Source organism: Hydrogenophaga sp. GW823-FHT04C09 (genome assembly GCF_058796355.1).
Genome location: NZ_JBXAIO010000004.1, coordinates 313,004 through 332,101 on the forward strand (window position 1 = coordinate 313,004; position 19,098 = coordinate 332,101).

Genomic DNA, 19,098 nt, shown 5'->3' on the forward strand with positions numbered 1-19,098 from the left:
CCCTTTTTCTTGCGGGGTCCCCGACCTTGAATAGTTAACTTCTATTCTTCGGATGCGGCCAATCAAATGGCTGTTTTCAAGGCGGCTCTCTATTCTCTGGGCCGGCGCGATCCAGACGGCCGACCCAGAACAACAACAGGAGACCCGCATGCTCACTCTGCAGAAGATGCCTGAAGCATCCACCGTGCGTTTTCAGCCCGAGCCCTGGATTCACCTGATCGAGCAGCTCGATGTGATCCTGGCGATGGTGCAAGCCGGTGACTCGAATCCCGTGCTCCGCCGCTTCGGTGCGCGCCGGCGTTCGGCCATGCACCGCCGCCTCATGCTGGAGCGAAGGCGCGTTGTTGCGGAGATCATGGTCTGGGGCCATGCCGACATCGCCATGGGCCCGATGCCGGATGCGCTGGCGCCGCAGCGCGATCTTGATGCCGAGTTCAGGCGCCTCGGAGACGCCTTCGAGCTGTGCGCGCAGGACCCGTCGCCGCTGACGCAGGCCGCGCTGCGGGACTGGCTGACCCTGCGTTCGCACATGCACCGGGAGCACGCCCGCTTTTTCCGGGCGTACTGACCGAAGCCCGCGCTCAGCGCGCCAGCTGCTTGAACACCTCGCGCGCCGCGGCCACCGTGTCTTCGATGTCCTGGGTCGTGTGCGCCGCGCTCACGAAGCCGGCTTCGTACAGGGCCGGCGCGATGTAGACGCCGCGGTCGAGCAGGCCGTGGAACAGGGTGTTGAAGCGCGGGCCGTCGGTCGTCATCACCTTGGCGTAGTTCTGCGGCAGTTCGTCGAACAGGAAGAAGCCGAACATGCCACCCTCGCTGTCGCCACTCAGTGCCACGCCCTCGGCGGCGGCGGCGCCCTTGAGGCCATCAACCAGCGAACGCGTGGTGGCCGCGAGTTTGTCGTAGAAACCGGGCTGGCGAATTTCCTTGAGCGTGGCCAGACCGCAGGCCGTGGCCACCGGGTTGCCCGAGAGCGTGCCGGCCTGGTACACGCCGCCCAGCGGGGCGAGCTGTTCCATCACCGCGCGCTTGGCGCCGAAGGCGGCCAGCGGCATGCCGCCGCCGATCACCTTGCCCATCACGGTCATGTCGGGCTCGAAGCCGGGGATGAGTTGGGCGTACACGCTTTGCGCGCCGCCCAGCGCCACGCGGAAGCCGGTCATGACCTCGTCGAAGGCGAGCAGGGCACCGTGCTGCGTGCACAGCTCGCGGCAGCGCTTCATGAACGGCACGCTGGCGCGCACGAAGTTCATGTTGCCCGCGATCGGCTCGATGATGAGGCAGGCCAGTTCAGGGCCGTGCTCGGCGAACGCGGCCTCGAGTTGTTCGAGGTTGTTGTATTCGAGCACGAGGGTGTGCTGCACCACCTCGGGCGGCACGCCGGAGCTGGTGGGGTTGCCGAAGGTGGCCAGGCCCGAGCCGGCCTTGACCAGCAGGGCGTCGGCATGGCCGTGGTAGCAGCCCTCGAACTTGATGATCTTCTTGCGGCCGGTCGCGCCGCGCGCCAGGCGGATGGTGCTCATGCCGGCCTCGGTGCCCGAGCTCACCAGCCGCACCATGTCGATGCTGGGCACCAGTTCGACGATGGCCTCGGCCAACTCGACCTCGCGCTCGGTCGGCGCGCCGAACGAGAAACCCTCCAGCACGGCCTTTTGCACCGCCTCGACCACCGCCGGGTGGCCATGGCCCAGGATCATCGGACCCCAGGAGCCGATGTAGTCGATGTAGCGCTGGCCGTTGGCGTCCCAGAAGTGGGCGCCCTGGGCGCGTTGCACGAAACGGGGCGTGCCGCCCACCGCGCGGAAGGCGCGCACGGGCGAGTTCACGCCGCCGGGGATCAGCGCCTTGGCGCGGTCGAACAGTTGCTGGTTGCGATCGGTGGTCATGGAGCGAAGGTCAATGTCTCGTGGTGTCGAGCGGGAAATCGTTGGCGTCGAGTGTGCTGTCGGGCGTGCCTTCGGCGGGGGCTTCTTCTTCCTCGCCCTCGTCGTCGTGGGCCCAGAACAGGCGGTCGGGCACGGCGTGGCCCATGCCGGGCTGGAAGCCCGCGTCCAGGCACTGGTCGAGGTAGGTGAGGGCTTCGGCGCAGGCCGCCTGCAGGTCGCTGCCGCCCGCGATGAGCGCGCACAGCGCGGCCGACAGGGTGTCGCCCGCACCGGTGAAGGTGGCTTCGAAGCGCTCGTAGCGCGCCGTGGCCAGCACCGTCTCGGGCGTGGCGAGGTGGCTTTCCAGGTACTGGTCGGCCGCGTTGAACCCGGTCACCAGGGTGTAGGGCACGCCGTGCACGGCGGCCGCGCGGGCCACCTCGCGGGCGGTGGGCGGGCGATCGCCTTCCCATTCGGGCAGCAGCCAGCGGCACAAGGTGCTGTGGTTGCCCACCAGCACCGTGGTCTGCGGCAGCAGCAGTTCGGCGCAGGCGTCCAGGTAGGTGTCGATCGCCATCTCGTCCCACCAGGAGAGGTCGGGCATGTAGGTGATGACCGGGACCTCGCTGTAGTCGGTCGTGATCTCCGCGATCACGCTCAGGTTTTCCGGGCTGCCCACGAAACCGACCTTGAAGGCCTGCACCGGCATGTCCTCCAGCGCGCAGCGCGCCTGGTCGGCCACCGCTTCTTCATCGAAGGCGTAGTGGTCGTGGATGTCGGAGGTGTCGCGGATGTAGGCGCCCGTGACGATGGGCAGCACGTGCGTCGACGCGCTCGACATGGCGGTGATGTCCGCGCTCAGGCCGCCCGCGCCGCTGGGATCGCTGGCGTTGAAGGTCAGCACGCACGGCAGGGAAATCTCGCCGGGCTTCTCGACCGTTTCGGGCGCGGAAGTTGCGGGTGTATCGGGCATGGGTACGGAGGGGGGGAAGGGTTGTGGCGCGGTCACCCGGGTGGGTGCGTTGCGCAGGGCGCCAAACGTGATCGACAGCCGGTCCAACTGGCTTGCGGAGCGGCTTATGTCGCTCGATACAATGCTTGCATTCTAAGACAATGCCCCCTATAACCATGACCGAAACCAAGACTTGGATGTGCCTGATCTGCGGCTGGATTTACGACGAAGCCGCAGGTGCACCCGAGCATGGCGTGGCCGCCGGCACTCCCTGGGCTGAGGTGCCGATGAACTGGACCTGTCCCGAGTGCGGCGCCCGCAAAGAAGATTTTGAAATGGTGCAGATCTGAGGTCGGGGTCTGCGCGCTTGATGGTTTCCTGGCGAACCCGGTAGGGTATTTCTCCGGTCTCGCTTTCCTCGTTCTGTCCCACCCTCTGGAGCTAGTGAAACGTGAGCACAACGCCTGCCCTCAAAGTCCTGGTGGTTGACGACAGCAACACCATCCGCCGCAGCGCCGAGATTTTCCTCAAGCAGGGCGGGCATGAAGTCCTGCTGGCCGACGACGGCTTCGACGCCCTGGCCAAGATCAACGACTACCAGCCCGATCTGGTGTTCTGCGACATCCTCATGCCGCGCCTCGACGGTTACCAGACCTGCGCCATCATCAAGCGCAACGCCCGCTTCGCCGGCATCCCCGTGGTGATGCTGTCGTCCAAGGACGGCGTGTTCGACAAGGCGCGTGGGCGCATGGTCGGCTCGCAGGACTACCTCACCAAACCCTTTACCAAAGACCAGCTGCTGCAAGCCGTGCAGCAGTTCGGCGCCAACCTGACAGGAGCAGTGTGATGCCCATTCGGAAAATCCTCGTGGTGGACGACTCGAAAACCGAGCTGATGGTCCTGTCCGATCTGCTGGGAAAAAACGGCTACACCGTGAGCACCGCTGAGAACGCGGACGAGGCCTTCCGTCGGCTTGGCGAGGAAAAGCCCGATCTGATCCTGATGGACGTGGTGATGCCCGGTCAGAATGGGTTTCAACTCACGCGTGCCATCACGCGGGACCCTCAGTATTCGAGCATTCCCATCGTCATGTGTACGAGCAAAAATCTGGAGACCGACCGCGTCTGGGGCATGCGCCAGGGCGCACGCGACTACGTGACCAAACCGGTCGACGCGGAAGAGTTGCTGTCGAAGATTCGCGCGCTGGGTTGACCGCACCACCGACCTGAACCGCACCGAGCATGGCCAAACGTCAATCACTCAAGGAACTCCAGGAACGATTGGCCCAGCGTTTGACGGCCGCCAAGACCGAAGCCGTCACCGCCACCTGGTTGGCGGTCGAAGCCGGCGACCGGCGTTACCTGCTCCCTCTGGTGCAGTCCGGTGAAATCTTCCCCTGGTCCGCGCTGCAGCGCGTGCCCTACACCAAGCCCTGGTACGCCGGGGTCGCCAGTCTGCGCGGCGGCCTGCACGGCGTGATCGACCTGGCCCGCCTGGTCGGCTCGGCGGCCTCGGCGCTGCCTTCCCCGACCAGCGAACGCGTGACCTCCGAGTCGCGCCTGGTCAGCCTGCACACCGCGCTCGGCTTCAATGCCGTGATCTGGATCGACCGCCTGCTCGGTCTGCGCAACCCCTCCATGTTCACCGCGCTCGGGGCCAATCCCGAGGGCGCGCCTTCGTATTTCACCCGCTCGCTGGTCGATGCCCAGGGTCAGTCCTGGCAGGAGCTGGATCTGCAGATGCTGGTGGCCGAGCCCGAGTTTCTGGCGATCGCCGCCTGAAGGTTGAACCCGCGGACCGCATGGGGTCCATTCGTCATTCTGTTTTCAGTTGGAAGGTTTTTACATGGCTATGCTTGATCGATTCCAGGGTCTCTTCAAGAAAAAAGCCGGCGACGAACCCGACCTTTCCAATGCCACCGACCAGGAGGTCGCCGAACTCGCGGCGGCCCGCCTGGCGCCGACGCTTGCATCGGAAGGCCTCGTCGGCAATCCGATGGTGGACGAGGATAGCCCCGACGCCAGCGGCCAGGTGACCCTGCCGCTGCTGGGCAGCAAACCGGCCGAGCAGCACCAGCGCACGCTGGCCATCCTGCTGGCGCTCGGCCTGGTCGTTCTCGGTGGCGTGACGCTGTATGCCCTGACCCAGACCGAAAAGGTGGGTCAGCAGGTGGCCGCCAGCGGCCAGGCTCTGATGCAGTCGCAGCGCCTGGCCAAGAGCGTGTCGCAGGCCCTGATCGGCAGCCCTGCCGCCTTCCCCGAGGTGCGCGACAGCTCGACCGTGATGGCCCGCACGCTGCGCGGCCTGCAAGGCGGCGACAGCGAGATGTCGCTCGACGCGCTGGGCGCCGAATATTCGGAAGACCTCGGCAAGATCCTGCCCAAGGTGGACCAGGCCGAGCGCAATGCGGCGGCGGTGCTGGCGCAGCAGAACATCCTGACGCAGGTGGGCAACGCCTTGCGCACCATCAACCGGCAGTCGTCGGACCTGCTGGAGATCGCCGAGACCGTGTCCTCGCTGAAGCTGCAGCAGAACGCGCCGGCCGCCGAGATTTCGGCCTCGGGCCAGCTGGTGATGCTGACCCAGCGCATCGGCAAGTCGGCCAACGAGTTCCTGACGATGGAGGGCGTGAGCCCGGAAGCGGTGTTCCTGCTCGGCAAGGACTTGAACACCTTCAAGGAAATCGCCGAAGGCCTGCTCAACGGCAGCGACGAACTGCGCCTGGCCGCCGCGCGCGACCCGCAGGTGCGCGAGCGCCTGGACGCCCTGCTCAAGCTGTACGAAGCCACGCGCGTCGAAGCCGGCGCGATTCTGGGCAACCTGCAGGGCCTGGTCTCGGCGCGTGAAGCGCAGGCCGGCATCATTGCCGACAGCGAGCCCTTGCGCCTGAGCCTGGAGAAGCTGCAGGGCGACCTGTCGTCGCGCTCGGGCCTCGGTGGCGGCCAGTTGGCGGCCCTGGCCCTCTCGGCCCTGTTTGCCCTGCTGTGCGCGGGCGGCCTGGCCTATGTGCAGCTGCTCGACAGCCGCCAGCGCCAGTCGGTCGCGGAATCGCAGCGGCTTGCTGCCGAATCGCTGGAGCAGGACGCCAAGCGCGTCAACGACGCCAACCAGGCGGCCATTCTTCGCCTGATGAACGAACTGCAGACGGTGGCCGAAGGCGATCTGACGCAGGAAGCCACCGTCACGGAAGACATCACCGGCGCCATCGCCGACTCGGTGAACTACACGGTAGAAGAACTGCGCTCGCTGGTGGGCAACGTGCAGGCCACGGCCACGCGCGTGGCGCAGACGACGTCGGCGGTGGAAAGCACCTCGACCGAGCTGCTGGCCGCGTCCACCGAACAGCTGCGCGAGATCCGCGAAACCGGCCAGTCGGTGCTGGATATGGCGCAGCGCATCAACCAGGTGTCGGGCCAGGCGCAGGAGTCGGCCACGGTGGCCCGCGCGTCGCTGCAAGCCGCCGAGTCGGGCCTGCAGGCCGTGCAGGACGCCATTGGCGGTATGAACGCCATCCGCGACCAGATCCAGGAAACCTCCAAGCGCATCAAGCGGCTCGGTGAGTCGTCGCAGGAGATCGGTGAAATCACCGAACTGATCTCGGACATTACCGAACAGACGAACGTGCTGGCCCTCAACGCCGCCATCCAGGCGGCGTCGGCCGGTGAAGCCGGCCGGGGCTTCTCGGTGGTGGCGGAAGAAGTGCAGCGGCTGGCCGAACGCTCCGCCGATGCCACGCGCCAGATCTCGGCGCTGGTGAAGGCGATTCAGACCGACACGCAGGACGCGGTGGCCGCCATGGAGCGTTCCACGCAGGGTGTGGTCGAAGGGGCCAAGCTGTCGGACAACGCCGGTACCGCGCTGTCGGAGATCGACCGTGTGTCGCGCCGCCTCGCCGAACTGATTGAACAGATTTCCGATGCCGCGTCCCGCGAAGCGGATTCGGCCAACGAGGTGGCCGGCAACATCCAGCACATCTTCGCGGTGACCGAACAGACCGGCGAAGGCACGCGCTCCACGGCGGCCCAGGTGCGCGAGCTCTCGGCCATGGCCGAGGAACTGCGCCAATCCGTGGCCCGATTCAAGATCGCCTGACGACCCCGCTCGGCGCCCGCGTCAACCCACTGGAAGAACATGCTCGACTCCGCCATCGACACCGACAGCCTGCCAGCGGACGCGCCGGTCGCCGACCTCGGCCCCCTGGCCTGGGTTTTCGAGGAACTGCGCAAATCGCTCGACGGCGCCAACAAGGCCATCCGGCGCTTCGTGCGCGAGACCGAACTGTCGCGCAACAACGACCTGGAGGCGGTGGACCCCGGTTCGCTGCGGCTGGCGCGCCAGCAGTTGCACCAGGCCGTGGGGGCACTGGAGATGGTGGGGCTGACCTCGCCGGCCCAGGTGCTGCGCGCGATGGAAGCCGCGGTGCAGCGTTTCGTGCAGCGCCCGAACACCTGCAACGAAGAGGCCGCGGGCAAGGTCGAGCGCGCGAGCTTCGCGCTGATCGAGTACCTGGAAGCGGTGCTCAACAACAAGCCGATCCAGCCGGTGGCGCTGTTTGCGCAGTACCGCGAGGTGCAGGAGCTGGCCGCGGCCGAGCGCGTGCACCCGGCCGATCTGTGGCCCTTCGAACACCGGGGCAAGGAGGTCGGCGCGCCGGTCGACGTCGCCGCGCTCGAATCCAGCGCGGCGGTGCGCTCGCTGTTCGACCGCCTGGTGCTGCTGGTCGTGAAGACCCAGAGCGTGGCCGCCGCGCAGCAACTGGCCAAGCTCAGTGCCGGCCTGTCCGCCGGCGCCGCCGATGCGCGCTCGCGCACGTTCTGGCGCGTGGCCGCCGGTTATTTCGAGGCGGTGGCGCAGCGCCTGCTGCCGCCCGACGTCTACGTCAAGCGCGCAACCTCGCGCATCCTGCTGCAGTTCGTCAACCTCAGCCAGGGCAAGGCCCAGGTGTCGGAGACCCTGCTGCACGACCTGCTGTTCTTCTGTGCCCAGCCCACGGCGGTTTCCGCCACCACCACGCCCCACCTGGCGGCGGTGCGCGACGCCTTCGGCCTGGGCCAATTGCCGCCGGTGGACTACCACCAGGCCACGCTGGGCCGCTACGACCCGGCGGTGCTCGCCCAGGCGCGCAAGCGCATCCACGCGGCCAAGGAAGTCTGGTCGCTGTACTCCGGCGGCGACAACAGCCGCGCCCGGCAGGTGGCCGACCAGTTCAGCCTGATCGGTGATTCGCTGCTCAAGCTGCACCCGGCCAGCACCGTGCTGGCCCAGGCCCTGGTGAAGGCGGCCGATCAGGCCGTGCAGGAAGCCGGCAACGTGCGCCCCGAGCTGGCGATGGAAGTCGCCACCACCACGCTGTACCTGGAAGCGGCCTTCGAGGATTTCGACCCCAGCGCACCCGAGCTGACCGAACGCACGCAAGCCCTCGCCGAACGCCTGGAAGGCGTGCTCGCCGGGCGGCCCGCGCAGCCGCTGGATGTGTGGATGGAGCAGCTGTACCGGCGCGTGAGCGACCGCCAGACCATGGGCAGCGTGGTCGGCGAACTCAAGGCCTCGCTGGGCGAGGCGGAAAAATCGCTCGACCAGTTCTTCCGCAACCCGCAGGAGAAGGCCGGTCTGCACGTGGCGGTGTCCCAGCTGGGGCAGATGCGCGGCGTGCTCTCCGTGCTGGGGCTGGAGCAGGCGGTGCTCACCGTGGCCCGCATGCGCAACGCGGTGGACCAGATCCTCGACACCGAGGTGGACGAGGCGCTGGCGCGCGAGGCCGGCACCTTCCAGCAGCTGGGCAACAACCTGAGCGCGATGAGCTTCCTCGTCGACATGCTCAACTACCAGCCGGCGCTGGCCAAGAAGCTTTTCGTGTTCGACGAAGAGAAGGGCGAGCTGTTGCCCCTCATGGGCCGCAGTGTGGGGGCCGATGTGGCGCACCAACCCGCCCTGGAAGAGGCGCAGGCCATCAGCGATGGCGTGCAGCGCGTGGTCGACAGCGTGCAGGGTGGCCTGAGCCTGGTCGATCTGAGCGAACAGCTCGACTCGCTGGCGGATCAGGCTTCGCTGGCCGAGCAGTCGGGCGTGGCGCGGGCCGCGCGCGAAGCGGCCGAGGCGGTGGTCGGTGACGATGCCGCCGCGGGTGCGCAGGCCCTGGTGGGCCTGTCGGCATCTTCCACGGCGGCCCAGGCGCCCGAGCCCGAAGCGCCCAGCGACGCGGACAACGACGAAGACGACCTGCTCGACATCTTCCTGGAAGAGGCCCGCGAAGTCGTGGCCAACGGCCTGGAAGCCGTGTCGCACCTGCAGGTGCAGCCCAGCGATCTGGAGCACCTGACCACGCTGCGCCGGGCGTTCCACACGCTCAAGGGCAGTTCGCGCATGGTCGGCCTGGACGAGTTCGGCGAAGCGGCCTGGGCCATGGAGCAGTTGCTCAACACGGTGCTGGCCGAACAGCGGCCCGCCAGCCCGCCCCTGCTCACGCTCTCGGGCGAGGCCATGACCGAGTTCGGGCGCTGGGTGGACGACATCTCGGCACGCCGTGCCGTGCCCTGGCGCTCGCTGCCCTTCCGCGCCAGCGCCGAGGCGCTGCGCGACCAGGGGCAGTACCTGCCGCTGGCCTCGCCGGAGGCGGCCACGTCCGCACCGGCGCCTCTGGTGGAAGCCACCGTGTTCGTGCCACCGGAAGCGGCCGAACCGGCCCCGGTGGGGGAGGCCCTGGCCGAGCCCTCGTTCGACCTCGATCTCGATGCCGTGGCGGCGGCCGCAGCCGCGGCTGCGACCGCAGAGGCGCCTGTCGATGCACTGCCCACCCAGGACTTCCCGCCGGTGGACGCCGCCGCCGAGCCGCCGGTGGTGGCCCCGCCGCTGGACGCCGAACCGCTGCTGGCCGACATCGATTTCGGCAGCCTCGCCGCGTTCTCCTCCGCCGCGCAAGCCGTGCCGGCCGAAGTGCCGGTCGAACCCGAGCCCGTCCTGGCCGAGCCCGAATGGGCCGACCCCGAGCTGGCCCAGGTGGTCGATCCCGTGGAAGAACCGCTGCCGGCGAGCGTGCCCGAGGTGGTGGACGAGGCGGTGGTGGCACCGCTGCCCGAGCCCGTCGAGGCACCCCCCGAGGACGATCACCTGGCCCTGGAAGTGGCGCAGTCGGTCGAACCTTTCGCGCTGCCCGAACCCGAGCCCGAGGCCATCCCCGACGAACAGACCAAGGTCATCGGTTCGCTGCGCATCGGCCTCAAGCTCTACAACGTCTACCTCAACGAGGCCGACGAGTGGTCCCGCCGCCTCAACACCGTGCTGACCGAGTGGGCCCTGGAGCGCCACGAGCCGGTGCCCGAGCAGGCCGAGGCGCTGGCGCATTCGCTGGCGGGCAGTTCGGCCACGGTGGGCTTCCAGTCCCTGTCCGACATCGCGCGCGCGCTGGAGCATGCGATCGAATCGGTGGGCATGCACCAGCGCTCGGGCCACCCGGCCAGCGCGGGCCAGGCCCAGCTGTTCGTCGAGGCGTCGGACGACATCCGCCGCCTGTTGCACCAGTTCGCCGCCGGCTTCCTCAAGGAGCCCAACGCCGAGCTGATGGACGCGCTGTACCGCGTGGTGCACGACCCGCAGCCCGAGCCCGAGCCCACCGTCGAGGCGCCAGCGCCCGCCGAGGTGCAGGCGCCCCAGGACGACGGCGCGCCGGTGCTGGCGCTGACCGGTTTCGAGGTGCCTGACCGCGCCGAACACACCACCGCCTTCACCGCGCCGCACGCCGACGTGAGCCGCGTGCACGAGGTGGTGCAGGACATCGACGACGACATCGACGTGGCCGACACCGTGGACGTCGACCTGTTCCCGATCTTCGCGGAAGAGGCGCAGGAGCTCATTCCTCAGCTCGACGGCGCCTTGCGCCAGTGGGTGGCGCGCCCCGACAACAGCAGCGCGCGCGCCGAGGTGCTGCGCAACCTGCACACGCTCAAGGGCAGCGCGCGCCTGGCCGGCGCCTTGCGGCTGGGCGAGATGGCGCACCGCATGGAAACCACCGCCGAGCGGTTGGGTTCCGACCTTCAGCGCGGTGCCGACCTCGAACCCCTGCAGAGCGCGTTCGACGCCATCAGCGCGCGTTTCGAGCAGTTGCGCAACGCCGACGCCCAGATCATCGACATCGCGCCGCCGGTGCCCGAGCCGGTGCCGGCCCAGCCGGTGGCAGAGGCCGCCGCACCGCCCGTGGCCGCCACCGCCGCCATCGGCGGGGAAGGGGGCCTGACCGGCATCTCGCTGCCGCAGGCGCCCACGATCCTGCAGGCCCGCGCGGGTGCCGCCGTGCGCGTGCGCCCCGAGCTGCTGGACCGCCTGGTCAACCAGACCGGCGAGGTGATGATCACTCGCTCGCGCATGGAGTCCGAACTCGTGACCCTGCGCGGCTCGCTCAAGGACCTCACGGGCAACCTGGACCGTCTGCGCGGCCAGCTGCGCGACATCGAGCTGCAGGCCGAGACCCAGATGCAGTCGCGGCTGGCCCAGGCGCGCGACGCCGACCAGTCGTTCGACCCGCTGGAGTTCGACCGCTTCACCCGCGTGCAGGAACTCACCCGCATGATGGCCGAGTCGGTGAACGACGTGGCCACCGTGCAGCGCAACCTGCAGCGCGCGGTGGAGGCCACCGAAGACAGCCTGGTCGCCCAGGCGCGCCAGACGCGCGAACTGCAGCGCGACCTGCTGCGCACGCGCATGGTGGAGTTCGAAGGCATCTCCGAGCGCCTGTACCGCGTGGTGCGCCAGGCCTCCAAGGAAACCGGCAAGCAGGTGCGGCTGGACATCACCGGCGGCAACATCGAAATGGACCGCGGCGTGCTCGACCGCATGACCGCCGCGTTCGAACACCTGCTGCGCAACAGCGTGGCCCACGGCATCGAAGCCCCCGAGCGGCGCCAACAGGCCGGCAAGCCGACCGAAGGCCAGATCGAGATCGTGCTGGGCCATGAACTCAACGACGTGTCGCTGGTCTTCACCGACGACGGCGCCGGCCTCGACCTCGCGCGGCTGCGCGAAAAGGGCCTGGCGCAAGGCATCGTGCCGGCGGGCACCGAGTTGAGCGACGAGGAAGCCGCCCAGCTCGTGTTCGAGCCCGGCATCAGCACGGCGCGCGAGGTGTCCGAGCTGGCCGGCCGTGGCATCGGCATGGACGTGGTGCGCAACGACGTGGTCGCGCTGGGCGGCCGCATCGAGACCGCCACGCAGGCCGGGCAGGGCACCAGCTTCAAGCTGGTGCTGCCGCTGACGACCGCGGTCACGCAGGTGGTGATGCTGCGCGCGGGCGGGCTCACCGTGGGCGTGCCGTCCAACCTGGTCGAGGTGGTGCGCCGCCTGAGCAACGACGACCTCACCAAGGCCTACACCAGTGGCCACCTCAATGTGGCGGGCGAGGACGTGCCCTTCTACTGGGCTGGCGCGCTGCTGCAATCCTCGGCGCACTCGACCGAGGTGCATGGCCGCACACAACCGGTGGTGATTTTCCGAAGCGCGGCGCAGCGCGTGGCCATGCACGTGGACGAAGTGCTGGGCAACCAGGAAGTCGTGGTGAAGAACCTGGGGGCGCAGCTCTCGCGGCTGCCGGGCCTGGCGGGCATGTCGGTGCTGGCGTCGGGCGCGGTGGCGCTGATCTACAACCCGGTGGCGCTGGCCACGGTGTACGGCGCCCAGGTGGCCGAGTGGGTGGCGAACCAGCGCACGACGCCGCAGGCGGCGACGTCCCTGGGCGAGGCGCTGGCGCAGAGCGCGGCGGAGGTCAACACGGTGCCGCTGGTGCTGGTGGTGGACGACTCCATCACCGTGCGCCGCGTGACGCAGCGCCTGCTGCAGCGCGAGGGCTACCGCGTGACGCTGGCGGCCGATGGCCTGCAGGCGCTGGAGAAGCTGCAGACCGAGCGCCCGACCGTGGTGCTGTCCGACATCGAGATGCCGCGCATGGACGGCTTCGACCTGGTGCGCAACATCCGCAGCGACGTGCGCCTGTCCGACCTGCCGGTGATCATGATCACCTCGCGCATCGCGGAGAAACACCGCGAGCACGCGCGCGAACTCGGGGTGGACCACTACCTCGGCAAGCCTTACTCGGAAGACGAGCTGCTGGCCCTGATCGGCCACTACGCGAAGGCGGCGGCCGAGGCCTGATGCTCAGCGGGGCGTCTTGCCTGGTTGTTTGACGACGGCGTAGCGCTCTAACGTGCGCTCGCGCGCCACCGCATGGTCCACGATCGGCTGCGGGTAGCCCTCGCCCAGCACCAGCCCGGCCGCCGCCAGCTCGATCTCGTTGGCCTTCCAGGGCGCGTGGATCGCCGCGTCCGGCAGGCCGGCAAGCTGCGGCAGGTACTTCCGGATGAACTTGCCCTGCGGGTCGAATTTCTCGCTCTGCGTCACCGGGTTGAAGATGCGGAACCAGGGCTGGGCATCGCAGCCGCTGGAGCTGGCCCACTGCCAGCCGCCGTTGTTGGCCGCGAGGTCGAAATCGATCAGGTGGTCGGCGAAGTAACGTTCGCCCCATTGCCAGTGCAGCCCCAAGTCCTTCACCAGGAAGCTGGCCACCACCATGCGCAGCCGGTTGTGCATGTAGCCGGTCTGGTTGATCTGCGCCATGGCCGCGTCGATCAGCGGGTAGCCGGTGCGGCCCTCGCACCAGGCCGCGAACTGCTCCTTGGCGTGTTTGCCGTGCTCGAACTTGATGGCGTCGTACTCGGGCTTGAAGGCCTTGTCCACCACGTGCGGAAAGTTGGCCAGCACCTGGTGGTAGAAGTCGCGCCAGACCAGTTCCGACAGCCAGGTGCTCGCGCCCGCGATGCCCTGCAGGTGCATCTGGTAGGCCACCGAGGCGAGGTGGCGGATCGAGATGGTGCCAAAGCGCAGGTGCGCGCTCAGGTAGCTCGGCCCCTTCACGGCGGGGAAATTGCGCGCCTCGGTGTAGCGGTCGATGCGGTCGACGAAGTCCTCGAACAGCGCCTGCGCCCCGCTCGTGCCCGTGGGCAGGGCGAGTTGCGCGAGGTTGGTGGGCTCGAAGCCGATGTCCGACAGGCTGGGGACCGGCACCGCGTGCTCGGCCGGCACGCCGGCCAGCGTGCCCGCGTACCGGGCGACCGGGTAGGCCTTCAGGTGAAAGGGCGTGAGCGCCTTGAGCCAGGCGTTCTTGTAGGGCGTGAACACGCCGAAGGCCTGTCCCGCCTGCGTGAGCACCTCGCGCCGCTCGAAGACCACGTGGTCCTTGTGGCTGTGCAGCAGGATGCCGGCGTGCGCGAGGTCGCCGAACACGCGCGCGTCGCGCGCCAGGGCGGCGGGTTCGTCGTCGTGGTTGGCGAACACCGCCTGCACGCCCAGCTTCTGCGCCAGCGCGGGAATCGCCTGCCGGGCCGGCGCGTGCAGCACGATCAGGCCCACGCCTTCCACGCGGTGCGCCCGCCCCAGCGCGCGCAGCCGTTCGTCGAGCTCCACCAGCGATTCGCGGATGAACTCCACGCGCCGGTCGGCGCGCAGGCCGCGTTCGATCAGGTCGTCCAGGATCTCGGTGTCGAACACGAACACGCACCACACCTGGCGGCAGACCTTGAGCGCGTGGTACAGCGCCGCGTTGTCCTCGGCGCGCAGGTCACGGCGGAACCACATCAGACCTTTGTCGTAGCTGTTCATGGGCCAGGGCGGGGGTTGCCCCTGCCGGGCAATGACCAGCAGAGTAGGCGGCTTAAAATCGCGCCATGTCCGCTGATTTTGCCCCCATCAACCTGACCAATCATTTCCTGATTGCGATGCCCGGCCTCAGCGACGAGCTTTTTGGCCGCAGCGTGGTGTTCATGTGCGAACACAGCGAGCGCGGCGCCCTGGGGCTGGTGATCAACAAGCCCAGCGACATCCTGCTGCCCCGCCTGTTCGAGAAGGTCGACCTGCCCATGGGGCGTGACGACCTAGCCGAGCTGCCGGTGTTCCAGGGCGGCCCGGTGCAGACCGAGCGCGGTTTCGTGCTGCACGAGGCGGTCTCGGGCGAGGGCGAGTCGGTCTACGCGTCCACCCTGTCCATTCCCGGCGGCCTGGAGATGACCACCTCCAAGGACGTGCTCGAAGCCATGGCCTCGGGCGCCGGCCCGCGCCGGGTGTTCGTCTCGCTGGGCTACGCCTCCTGGGGGCAGGGCCAGCTCGAATCGGAAATCACCGAGAACAGCTGGCTCACGGTGGAGGCCGACCCCAACCTCATCTTCGACGCGCCGGTGGCCGAGCGCTACGAGCGTGCCATGGCCCTGCTGGGCCTGCAGCCCTGGATGTTGTCGCCCGACGCGGGGCATGCATGACCGTGAACGCACCGGCGCCCACGACCATTGAAGTCCCGGCGCATTGCCAGGTGTTCCTGGCGTTCGACTTCGGCCTCAAGCGCACCGGCGTGGCCACCGGCAACCGCCTCACGCGCAGCGCCACCCCCCAGCCCACCATCGCCGCCGAGGGCGACGCGCGCTTCGCGCAGATCGCGCAGCGCCTTAAGGAGTGGCAGCCCGACGCCCTGGTGGTGGGCGTGCCCTACCACCCCGACGGGGCCGCGCACGAGAACACCGCGCGCGCGCTCAAGTTCGCGCGCCAGCTGCGCGGCCGCCATGGCCTGCCCGTGTTCGAGGTGGACGAGCGCTACAGCACCACCGAGGCCCACAGCCTCGGGGCCAAAGACGCCGATGCCGCATCGGCCTGCATCATCCTGGAACAGTTTTTGAGGAGCCTGCCTTGACGTCGTCGTCGTCACCTTCCCACCTGCCCGATGCCGAGGCGCTCTACGCGGAGCTGGCGCGCGGGGTGAAACAGCTGCTGGCCTCGTCGCCCGCGCCCGTGGTGCTGGCCGGCATCACCTCCGGCGGCGCCTGGCTGGCCGAGCGCCTGCAGGCCGACCTGGGCCTGAGCGGGCCGGCGGGTGTGATCTCGTCGAGCATGCACCGCGACGACTTCGCGCAGCGCGGCCTGGCTTCGAGCGCGCAAACCCGACTGCCGTTCGACGTGAACGGCGCGCACGTGCTGCTGATCGACGACGTGCTCTACACCGGCCGCACGCTGCGCGCCGTGATCAACGAACTCTTCGACTACGGCCGCCCCGCCAGCGTGCGCCTGGCGGTGCTGGTGGACCGGGGCGGGCGCGAACTGCCGATCGAGGCCAACCTGTGCGCCGCGCGCCTGGACGTGCCCGCGGGCCGTTCGCTCGAGCTCGCGCGCGACGACAGCGGCCGCCTGAGCTTCGTGCTGGAAACCAAGGAAGCCTGACCGTGCAACGCAAGAACCCCCAGCTCAACAAGAACGGTGAACTGATTCACCTGCTCTCCACCGAGGGCCTGTCGCGCGACATCCTCACGCAGATCCTGGACACCGCCGCCAACTTCACGAGCGTGAGCAACCGCGAGGTGAAGAAGGTGCCGCTGCTGCGCGGCAAGAGCGTGTTCAACCTGTTCTTCGAGAACAGCACGCGCACGCGCACCACCTTCGAGATCGCGGCCACGCGCCTCTCCGCCGACGTGATCAACCTCGACATCGCGCGCAGCTCCACCGCCAAGGGCGAGTCGCTGCTCGACACCATCGCCAACCTCAGCGCCATGGCGGCCGACATCTTCGTCGTGCGCCACAGCGAGTCGGGTGCGCCCTACCTGATCTCGCAGCATGTGGCGCCGCACGTGCACGTGGTCAACGCCGGCGACGGGCGCCATGCGCACCCCACCCAGGGGCTGCTCGACATGTACACGATCCGCCACTACAAGAAGGACTTCACCAAGCTGTCGGTGGCCATCGTCGGCGACGTGCTGCACTCGCGCGTGGCGCGTTCCGACATCCACGCGCTCACCACGCTGGGCTGCCCCGACGTGCGCGTGGTCGGCCCGCGCACGCTGGTGCCCAGCGACCTCGCCCAGATGGGCGTGCGCGTGTGCCACACGCTGGAGGAGGGCATCAAGGACTGCGACGTGGTGATCACGCTGCGGCTGCAGAACGAGCGCATGAGCGGTGCCCTGCTGCCCTCGAGCCAGGAGTACTTCAAGAGCTTCGGCCTCACGCCCGAGCGCCTGCGCTGGGCCAAGGACGACGCGATCGTGATGCACCCGGGCCCGATCAACCGGGGTGTGGAGATCGATTCGGCCGTGGTGGACGGACCGCAGAGCGTGATCCTGCCGCAGGTCACTTACGGTATCGCGGTGCGCATGGCGGTCATGGGCATCGTCGCGGGGAACGAGGCATAACGACATGAAGATCCTGATCCAGAACGGCCGGGTGATGGACCCGGCCAGCGGCCGCGACGAGATCGCCGATGTGGCGATCGCCGCCGGCCGCGTCATCGCCATCGGCAACGTGGCGCCCGACTTCCACGCCAACCGCACGCTCGACGCCAGCGGCTGCGTGGTCGCGCCCGGCCTGGTGGACCTCGCGGTGCGCCTGCGCGAGCCCGGGCAGGAGCACGCCGGCATGCTCGAGAGCGAGATGGCCGCCGCCGTGGCCGGGGGGGTGACCTCGCTGGTCTGCCCGCCCGACACCGACCCGGTGCTCGACGAGCCCGGCCTGGTGGACATGCTCAAGTTCCGCGCCGAGAAGCTGCACCTGGCGCGCGTGTTCCCGCTGGGTGCGCTCACGCGCGGCCTGCAGGGCGAGGTGCTCACGGAAATGGCCGAGCTCACCGAGTCCGGCTGCATCGGCTTCGGCCAGGCCGAGGTGCCCATCGTCAACGTGCAGGTGCTGCAACGCGCGCTGCAGTACGCCGCCACCTTCGGCTACACCGTCTGGTTGCGTCCGCAGGATTTCTGGCTTGGCAAGGGCGTGGCCGCCAGCGGCCCGCTGGCCACGCGCCTGGGCCTGGCGGGCATTCCTGCCGCCGCCGAAACCATCGCATTGCACACGCTGTTCGAGCTGATGCGCAGCGCCAAGGGCGGCGGCGCGGGCGCGCGCGTGCACCTGTGCCGCCTCAGCAGCGCGGCCGGCCTGGCCCTGGTGCGCCAGGCCAAGGCCGAGGGCCTGCCCGTCACCTGCGACGTGAGCGTGCACAACCTGCACCTCACCGACGTGGACATCGGTTACTACGACAGCCGCCTGCGCCTGCAGCCGCCGGTGCGCCAGCAGCGCGACCGCGACGCGCTGCGCGCAGGCCTGGCCGACGGCACCATCGACGCGCTGGTGTCCGACCACAACCCGGTGGACAGCGACGCCAAGACCCTGCCGTTCGCCGAGGCCGAGCCGGGCGCCACGGCGGTCGAGTTGCTGCTGGGCCTGGCCTGCACCTGGGCGCAGCAGGAAGGCCTGGGGCTGATGCAGGCGCTGGGCGTGCTCACCGTCGGGCCGCAGGCGGTGCTGGGCGCGAGCCTGGGCACGCTGCAGGCCAGCGCGGGCCGCATCGCCGTGGGTGGCGTGGCCGACCTCTGCATCTTCAACCCGGACAGCGGCTGGACCGTGCGGCCCGAGGCGCTGCGCAGCCAGGGCAAGCACACGCCCTTCGGCGGTCACGAACTGCCGGTGCGCGTGCACGCCACGCTGGTGGGTGGGCAGCTCGCCTACCAGGCCGACACCGAACGGACCGCCACCGCGTGAAACCCTTTCGCGCGCTCTGGCGTGGCCTGCGGGCCACCGCGCACGTGCTGGGTGCGCTGTGGACCATCCGCACCGAGCTCGGCCGCCTGACCCCGTCGCAGACCGAACTCGTGGTGCGCGAGTGGACGCGCCGCATGCTGCTCATCCTGGGCGTGGAGCTGGTGGTCGAGGGCACGCCGCCCGAACACGGTCCGCTGCTGCAGGTGGCCAACCACATGTCGTGGCTGGACATCCTGGTGATGAACGCCGCGCGCCCGAGCCGCTTCGTTTCCAAGGCCGACGCCGAACACTGGCCCTTGCTGGGCTCGCTCATCACCGGCGCGGGCACGCTCTACCTCGAACGCGGCAACCGGCGCGCGGCCATGCGCATGGTGCACCACATGGCCGAGCGGCTGGAGCTGGGTGACATCCTCACGGTGTTTCCCGAAGGCACCACGGGCGACGGCCGGGCCCTGCTGCCCTTCCACGCCAACCTGCTGCAGGCCGCCATCGCGGCGCGCGCGCCCGTGCTGCCCATTGCCTTGCGCTTCGTGCAGCGCGACACCGGCGAGCCGCACCCGGCGCCGGTGTTCGTGGGCGACACCACGCTGATCGGCTCGATCTGGGCCACGCTCAACGCCGACGGCCTGCGGGCCGTGGTGCGCTACGGCGAGCCGCAACACGACCAGGGACGCGACCGCCGCGCCTGGGCCAACGACCTGCGCGCGGACATCGACCGCCTGCGCGCGCTCTGAAAAAAGG

Annotated in this window: 16 protein-coding genes; 13 read left to right on the forward strand and 3 right to left on the reverse strand. The window is 69.1% G+C overall.

What is annotated here, in order from left to right:
* Positions 1 to 148 precede the first annotated feature (148 nt).
* Positions 149 to 568 carry a hypothetical protein gene (locus AC1Q9M_RS13770; protein WP_492434292.1) on the forward strand — a complete coding sequence of 140 codons (420 nt, stop codon included), beginning with the start codon at positions 149 to 151 and terminating at the stop codon, positions 566 to 568.
* A 13-nt stretch (positions 569 to 581) separates the two neighbouring features.
* Here AC1Q9M_RS13770 and hemL read toward each other — a convergent pair whose 3' ends face one another.
* Positions 582 to 1,886, reverse strand: a complete 1,305-nt coding sequence (gene hemL / locus AC1Q9M_RS13775) for a glutamate-1-semialdehyde 2,1-aminomutase (protein WP_444687294.1) — start codon at positions 1,884 to 1,886, stop codon at positions 582 to 584.
* 10 nt (positions 1,887 to 1,896) lie between these two features.
* Positions 1,897 to 2,838, reverse strand: coding sequence for a bifunctional hydroxymethylpyrimidine kinase/phosphomethylpyrimidine kinase (gene thiD, locus AC1Q9M_RS13780; RefSeq protein WP_382321626.1), 942 nt, complete (start codon positions 2,836 to 2,838; stop codon positions 1,897 to 1,899).
* A 155-nt stretch (positions 2,839 to 2,993) separates the two neighbouring features.
* On the opposite strand from thiD, the gene AC1Q9M_RS13785 reads away from it, so the two are divergent.
* The 6 genes from AC1Q9M_RS13785 (at position 2,994) to AC1Q9M_RS13810 (ending at position 12,954) form a co-directional block, all read left to right on the forward strand.
* Positions 2,994 to 3,167: a rubredoxin gene (locus AC1Q9M_RS13785; RefSeq protein WP_291120767.1), complete on the forward strand. Its 174-nt coding sequence runs from the start codon at positions 2,994 to 2,996 to the stop codon at positions 3,165 to 3,167.
* A 101-nt stretch (positions 3,168 to 3,268) separates the two neighbouring features.
* Entirely contained in the window at positions 3,269 to 3,664 is a 396-nt protein-coding gene (locus AC1Q9M_RS13790; protein ID WP_291125525.1) for a response regulator, read from the forward strand.
* Positions 3,664 to 4,029 (forward strand): response regulator, encoded by a 366-nt coding sequence (locus tag AC1Q9M_RS13795; RefSeq protein WP_291120771.1) that lies wholly within the window; start codon positions 3,664 to 3,666, stop codon positions 4,027 to 4,029. Before AC1Q9M_RS13790 ends, AC1Q9M_RS13795 begins: the two co-directional genes overlap by 1 nt.
* A gap of 29 nt (positions 4,030 to 4,058) precedes the next feature.
* Positions 4,059 to 4,598: a chemotaxis protein CheW gene (locus AC1Q9M_RS13800; RefSeq protein ID WP_382154797.1), complete on the forward strand. Its 540-nt coding sequence runs from the start codon at positions 4,059 to 4,061 to the stop codon at positions 4,596 to 4,598.
* Positions 4,599 to 4,662: 64 nt separating this feature from the next.
* Complete coding sequence (locus AC1Q9M_RS13805; protein WP_382321624.1) at positions 4,663 to 6,909, forward strand: methyl-accepting chemotaxis protein; 2,247 nt, start codon at positions 4,663 to 4,665, stop codon at positions 6,907 to 6,909.
* A gap of 39 nt (positions 6,910 to 6,948) precedes the next feature.
* The gene (locus AC1Q9M_RS13810; RefSeq protein WP_492434297.1) at positions 6,949 to 12,954 is read left to right on the forward strand and encodes a hybrid sensor histidine kinase/response regulator; all 6,006 of its coding nucleotides are present in this window, start codon (positions 6,949 to 6,951) and stop codon (positions 12,952 to 12,954) included.
* Between the two features lie 3 nt (positions 12,955 to 12,957).
* On the opposite strand, the gene AC1Q9M_RS13815 is transcribed toward AC1Q9M_RS13810, so the two are convergent.
* Positions 12,958 to 14,457, reverse strand: a complete 1,500-nt coding sequence (locus tag AC1Q9M_RS13815) for a cryptochrome/photolyase family protein (protein WP_492434299.1) — start codon at positions 14,455 to 14,457, stop codon at positions 12,958 to 12,960.
* Between the two features lie 65 nt (positions 14,458 to 14,522).
* Between AC1Q9M_RS13815 and AC1Q9M_RS13820 the strand changes: the two genes are divergently transcribed.
* From AC1Q9M_RS13820 to AC1Q9M_RS13845, 6 genes are read left to right on the forward strand one after another with little or no spacing between them, the layout of a single operon-like run.
* Positions 14,523 to 15,110, forward strand: coding sequence for a YqgE/AlgH family protein (locus tag AC1Q9M_RS13820; protein ID WP_291121624.1), 588 nt, complete (start codon positions 14,523 to 14,525; stop codon positions 15,108 to 15,110).
* Positions 15,107 to 15,535, forward strand: coding sequence for a Holliday junction resolvase RuvX (ruvX, locus tag AC1Q9M_RS13825; protein ID WP_382154810.1), 429 nt, complete (start codon positions 15,107 to 15,109; stop codon positions 15,533 to 15,535). The genes AC1Q9M_RS13820 and ruvX overlap by 4 nt, the downstream gene beginning before the upstream one ends.
* Positions 15,532 to 16,059 carry a bifunctional pyr operon transcriptional regulator/uracil phosphoribosyltransferase PyrR gene (pyrR, locus tag AC1Q9M_RS13830; RefSeq protein ID WP_382154813.1) on the forward strand — a complete coding sequence of 176 codons (528 nt, stop codon included), beginning with the start codon at positions 15,532 to 15,534 and terminating at the stop codon, positions 16,057 to 16,059. Before ruvX ends, pyrR begins: the two co-directional genes overlap by 4 nt.
* 2 nt (positions 16,060 to 16,061) lie before the next feature.
* Positions 16,062 to 17,021 carry an aspartate carbamoyltransferase catalytic subunit gene (locus AC1Q9M_RS13835; RefSeq protein WP_382154815.1) on the forward strand — a complete coding sequence of 320 codons (960 nt, stop codon included), beginning with the start codon at positions 16,062 to 16,064 and terminating at the stop codon, positions 17,019 to 17,021.
* Positions 17,022 to 17,025: 4 nt separating this feature from the next.
* On the forward strand, positions 17,026 to 18,357 hold the full coding sequence (locus AC1Q9M_RS13840; protein WP_492434302.1) for a dihydroorotase: 1,332 nt from the start codon (positions 17,026 to 17,028) through the stop codon (positions 18,355 to 18,357).
* Positions 18,354 to 19,091 carry a lysophospholipid acyltransferase family protein gene (locus AC1Q9M_RS13845; RefSeq protein WP_444687292.1) on the forward strand — a complete coding sequence of 246 codons (738 nt, stop codon included), beginning with the start codon at positions 18,354 to 18,356 and terminating at the stop codon, positions 19,089 to 19,091. The genes AC1Q9M_RS13840 and AC1Q9M_RS13845 overlap by 4 nt, the downstream gene beginning before the upstream one ends.
* Positions 19,092 to 19,098: the final 7 nt, after the last annotated feature.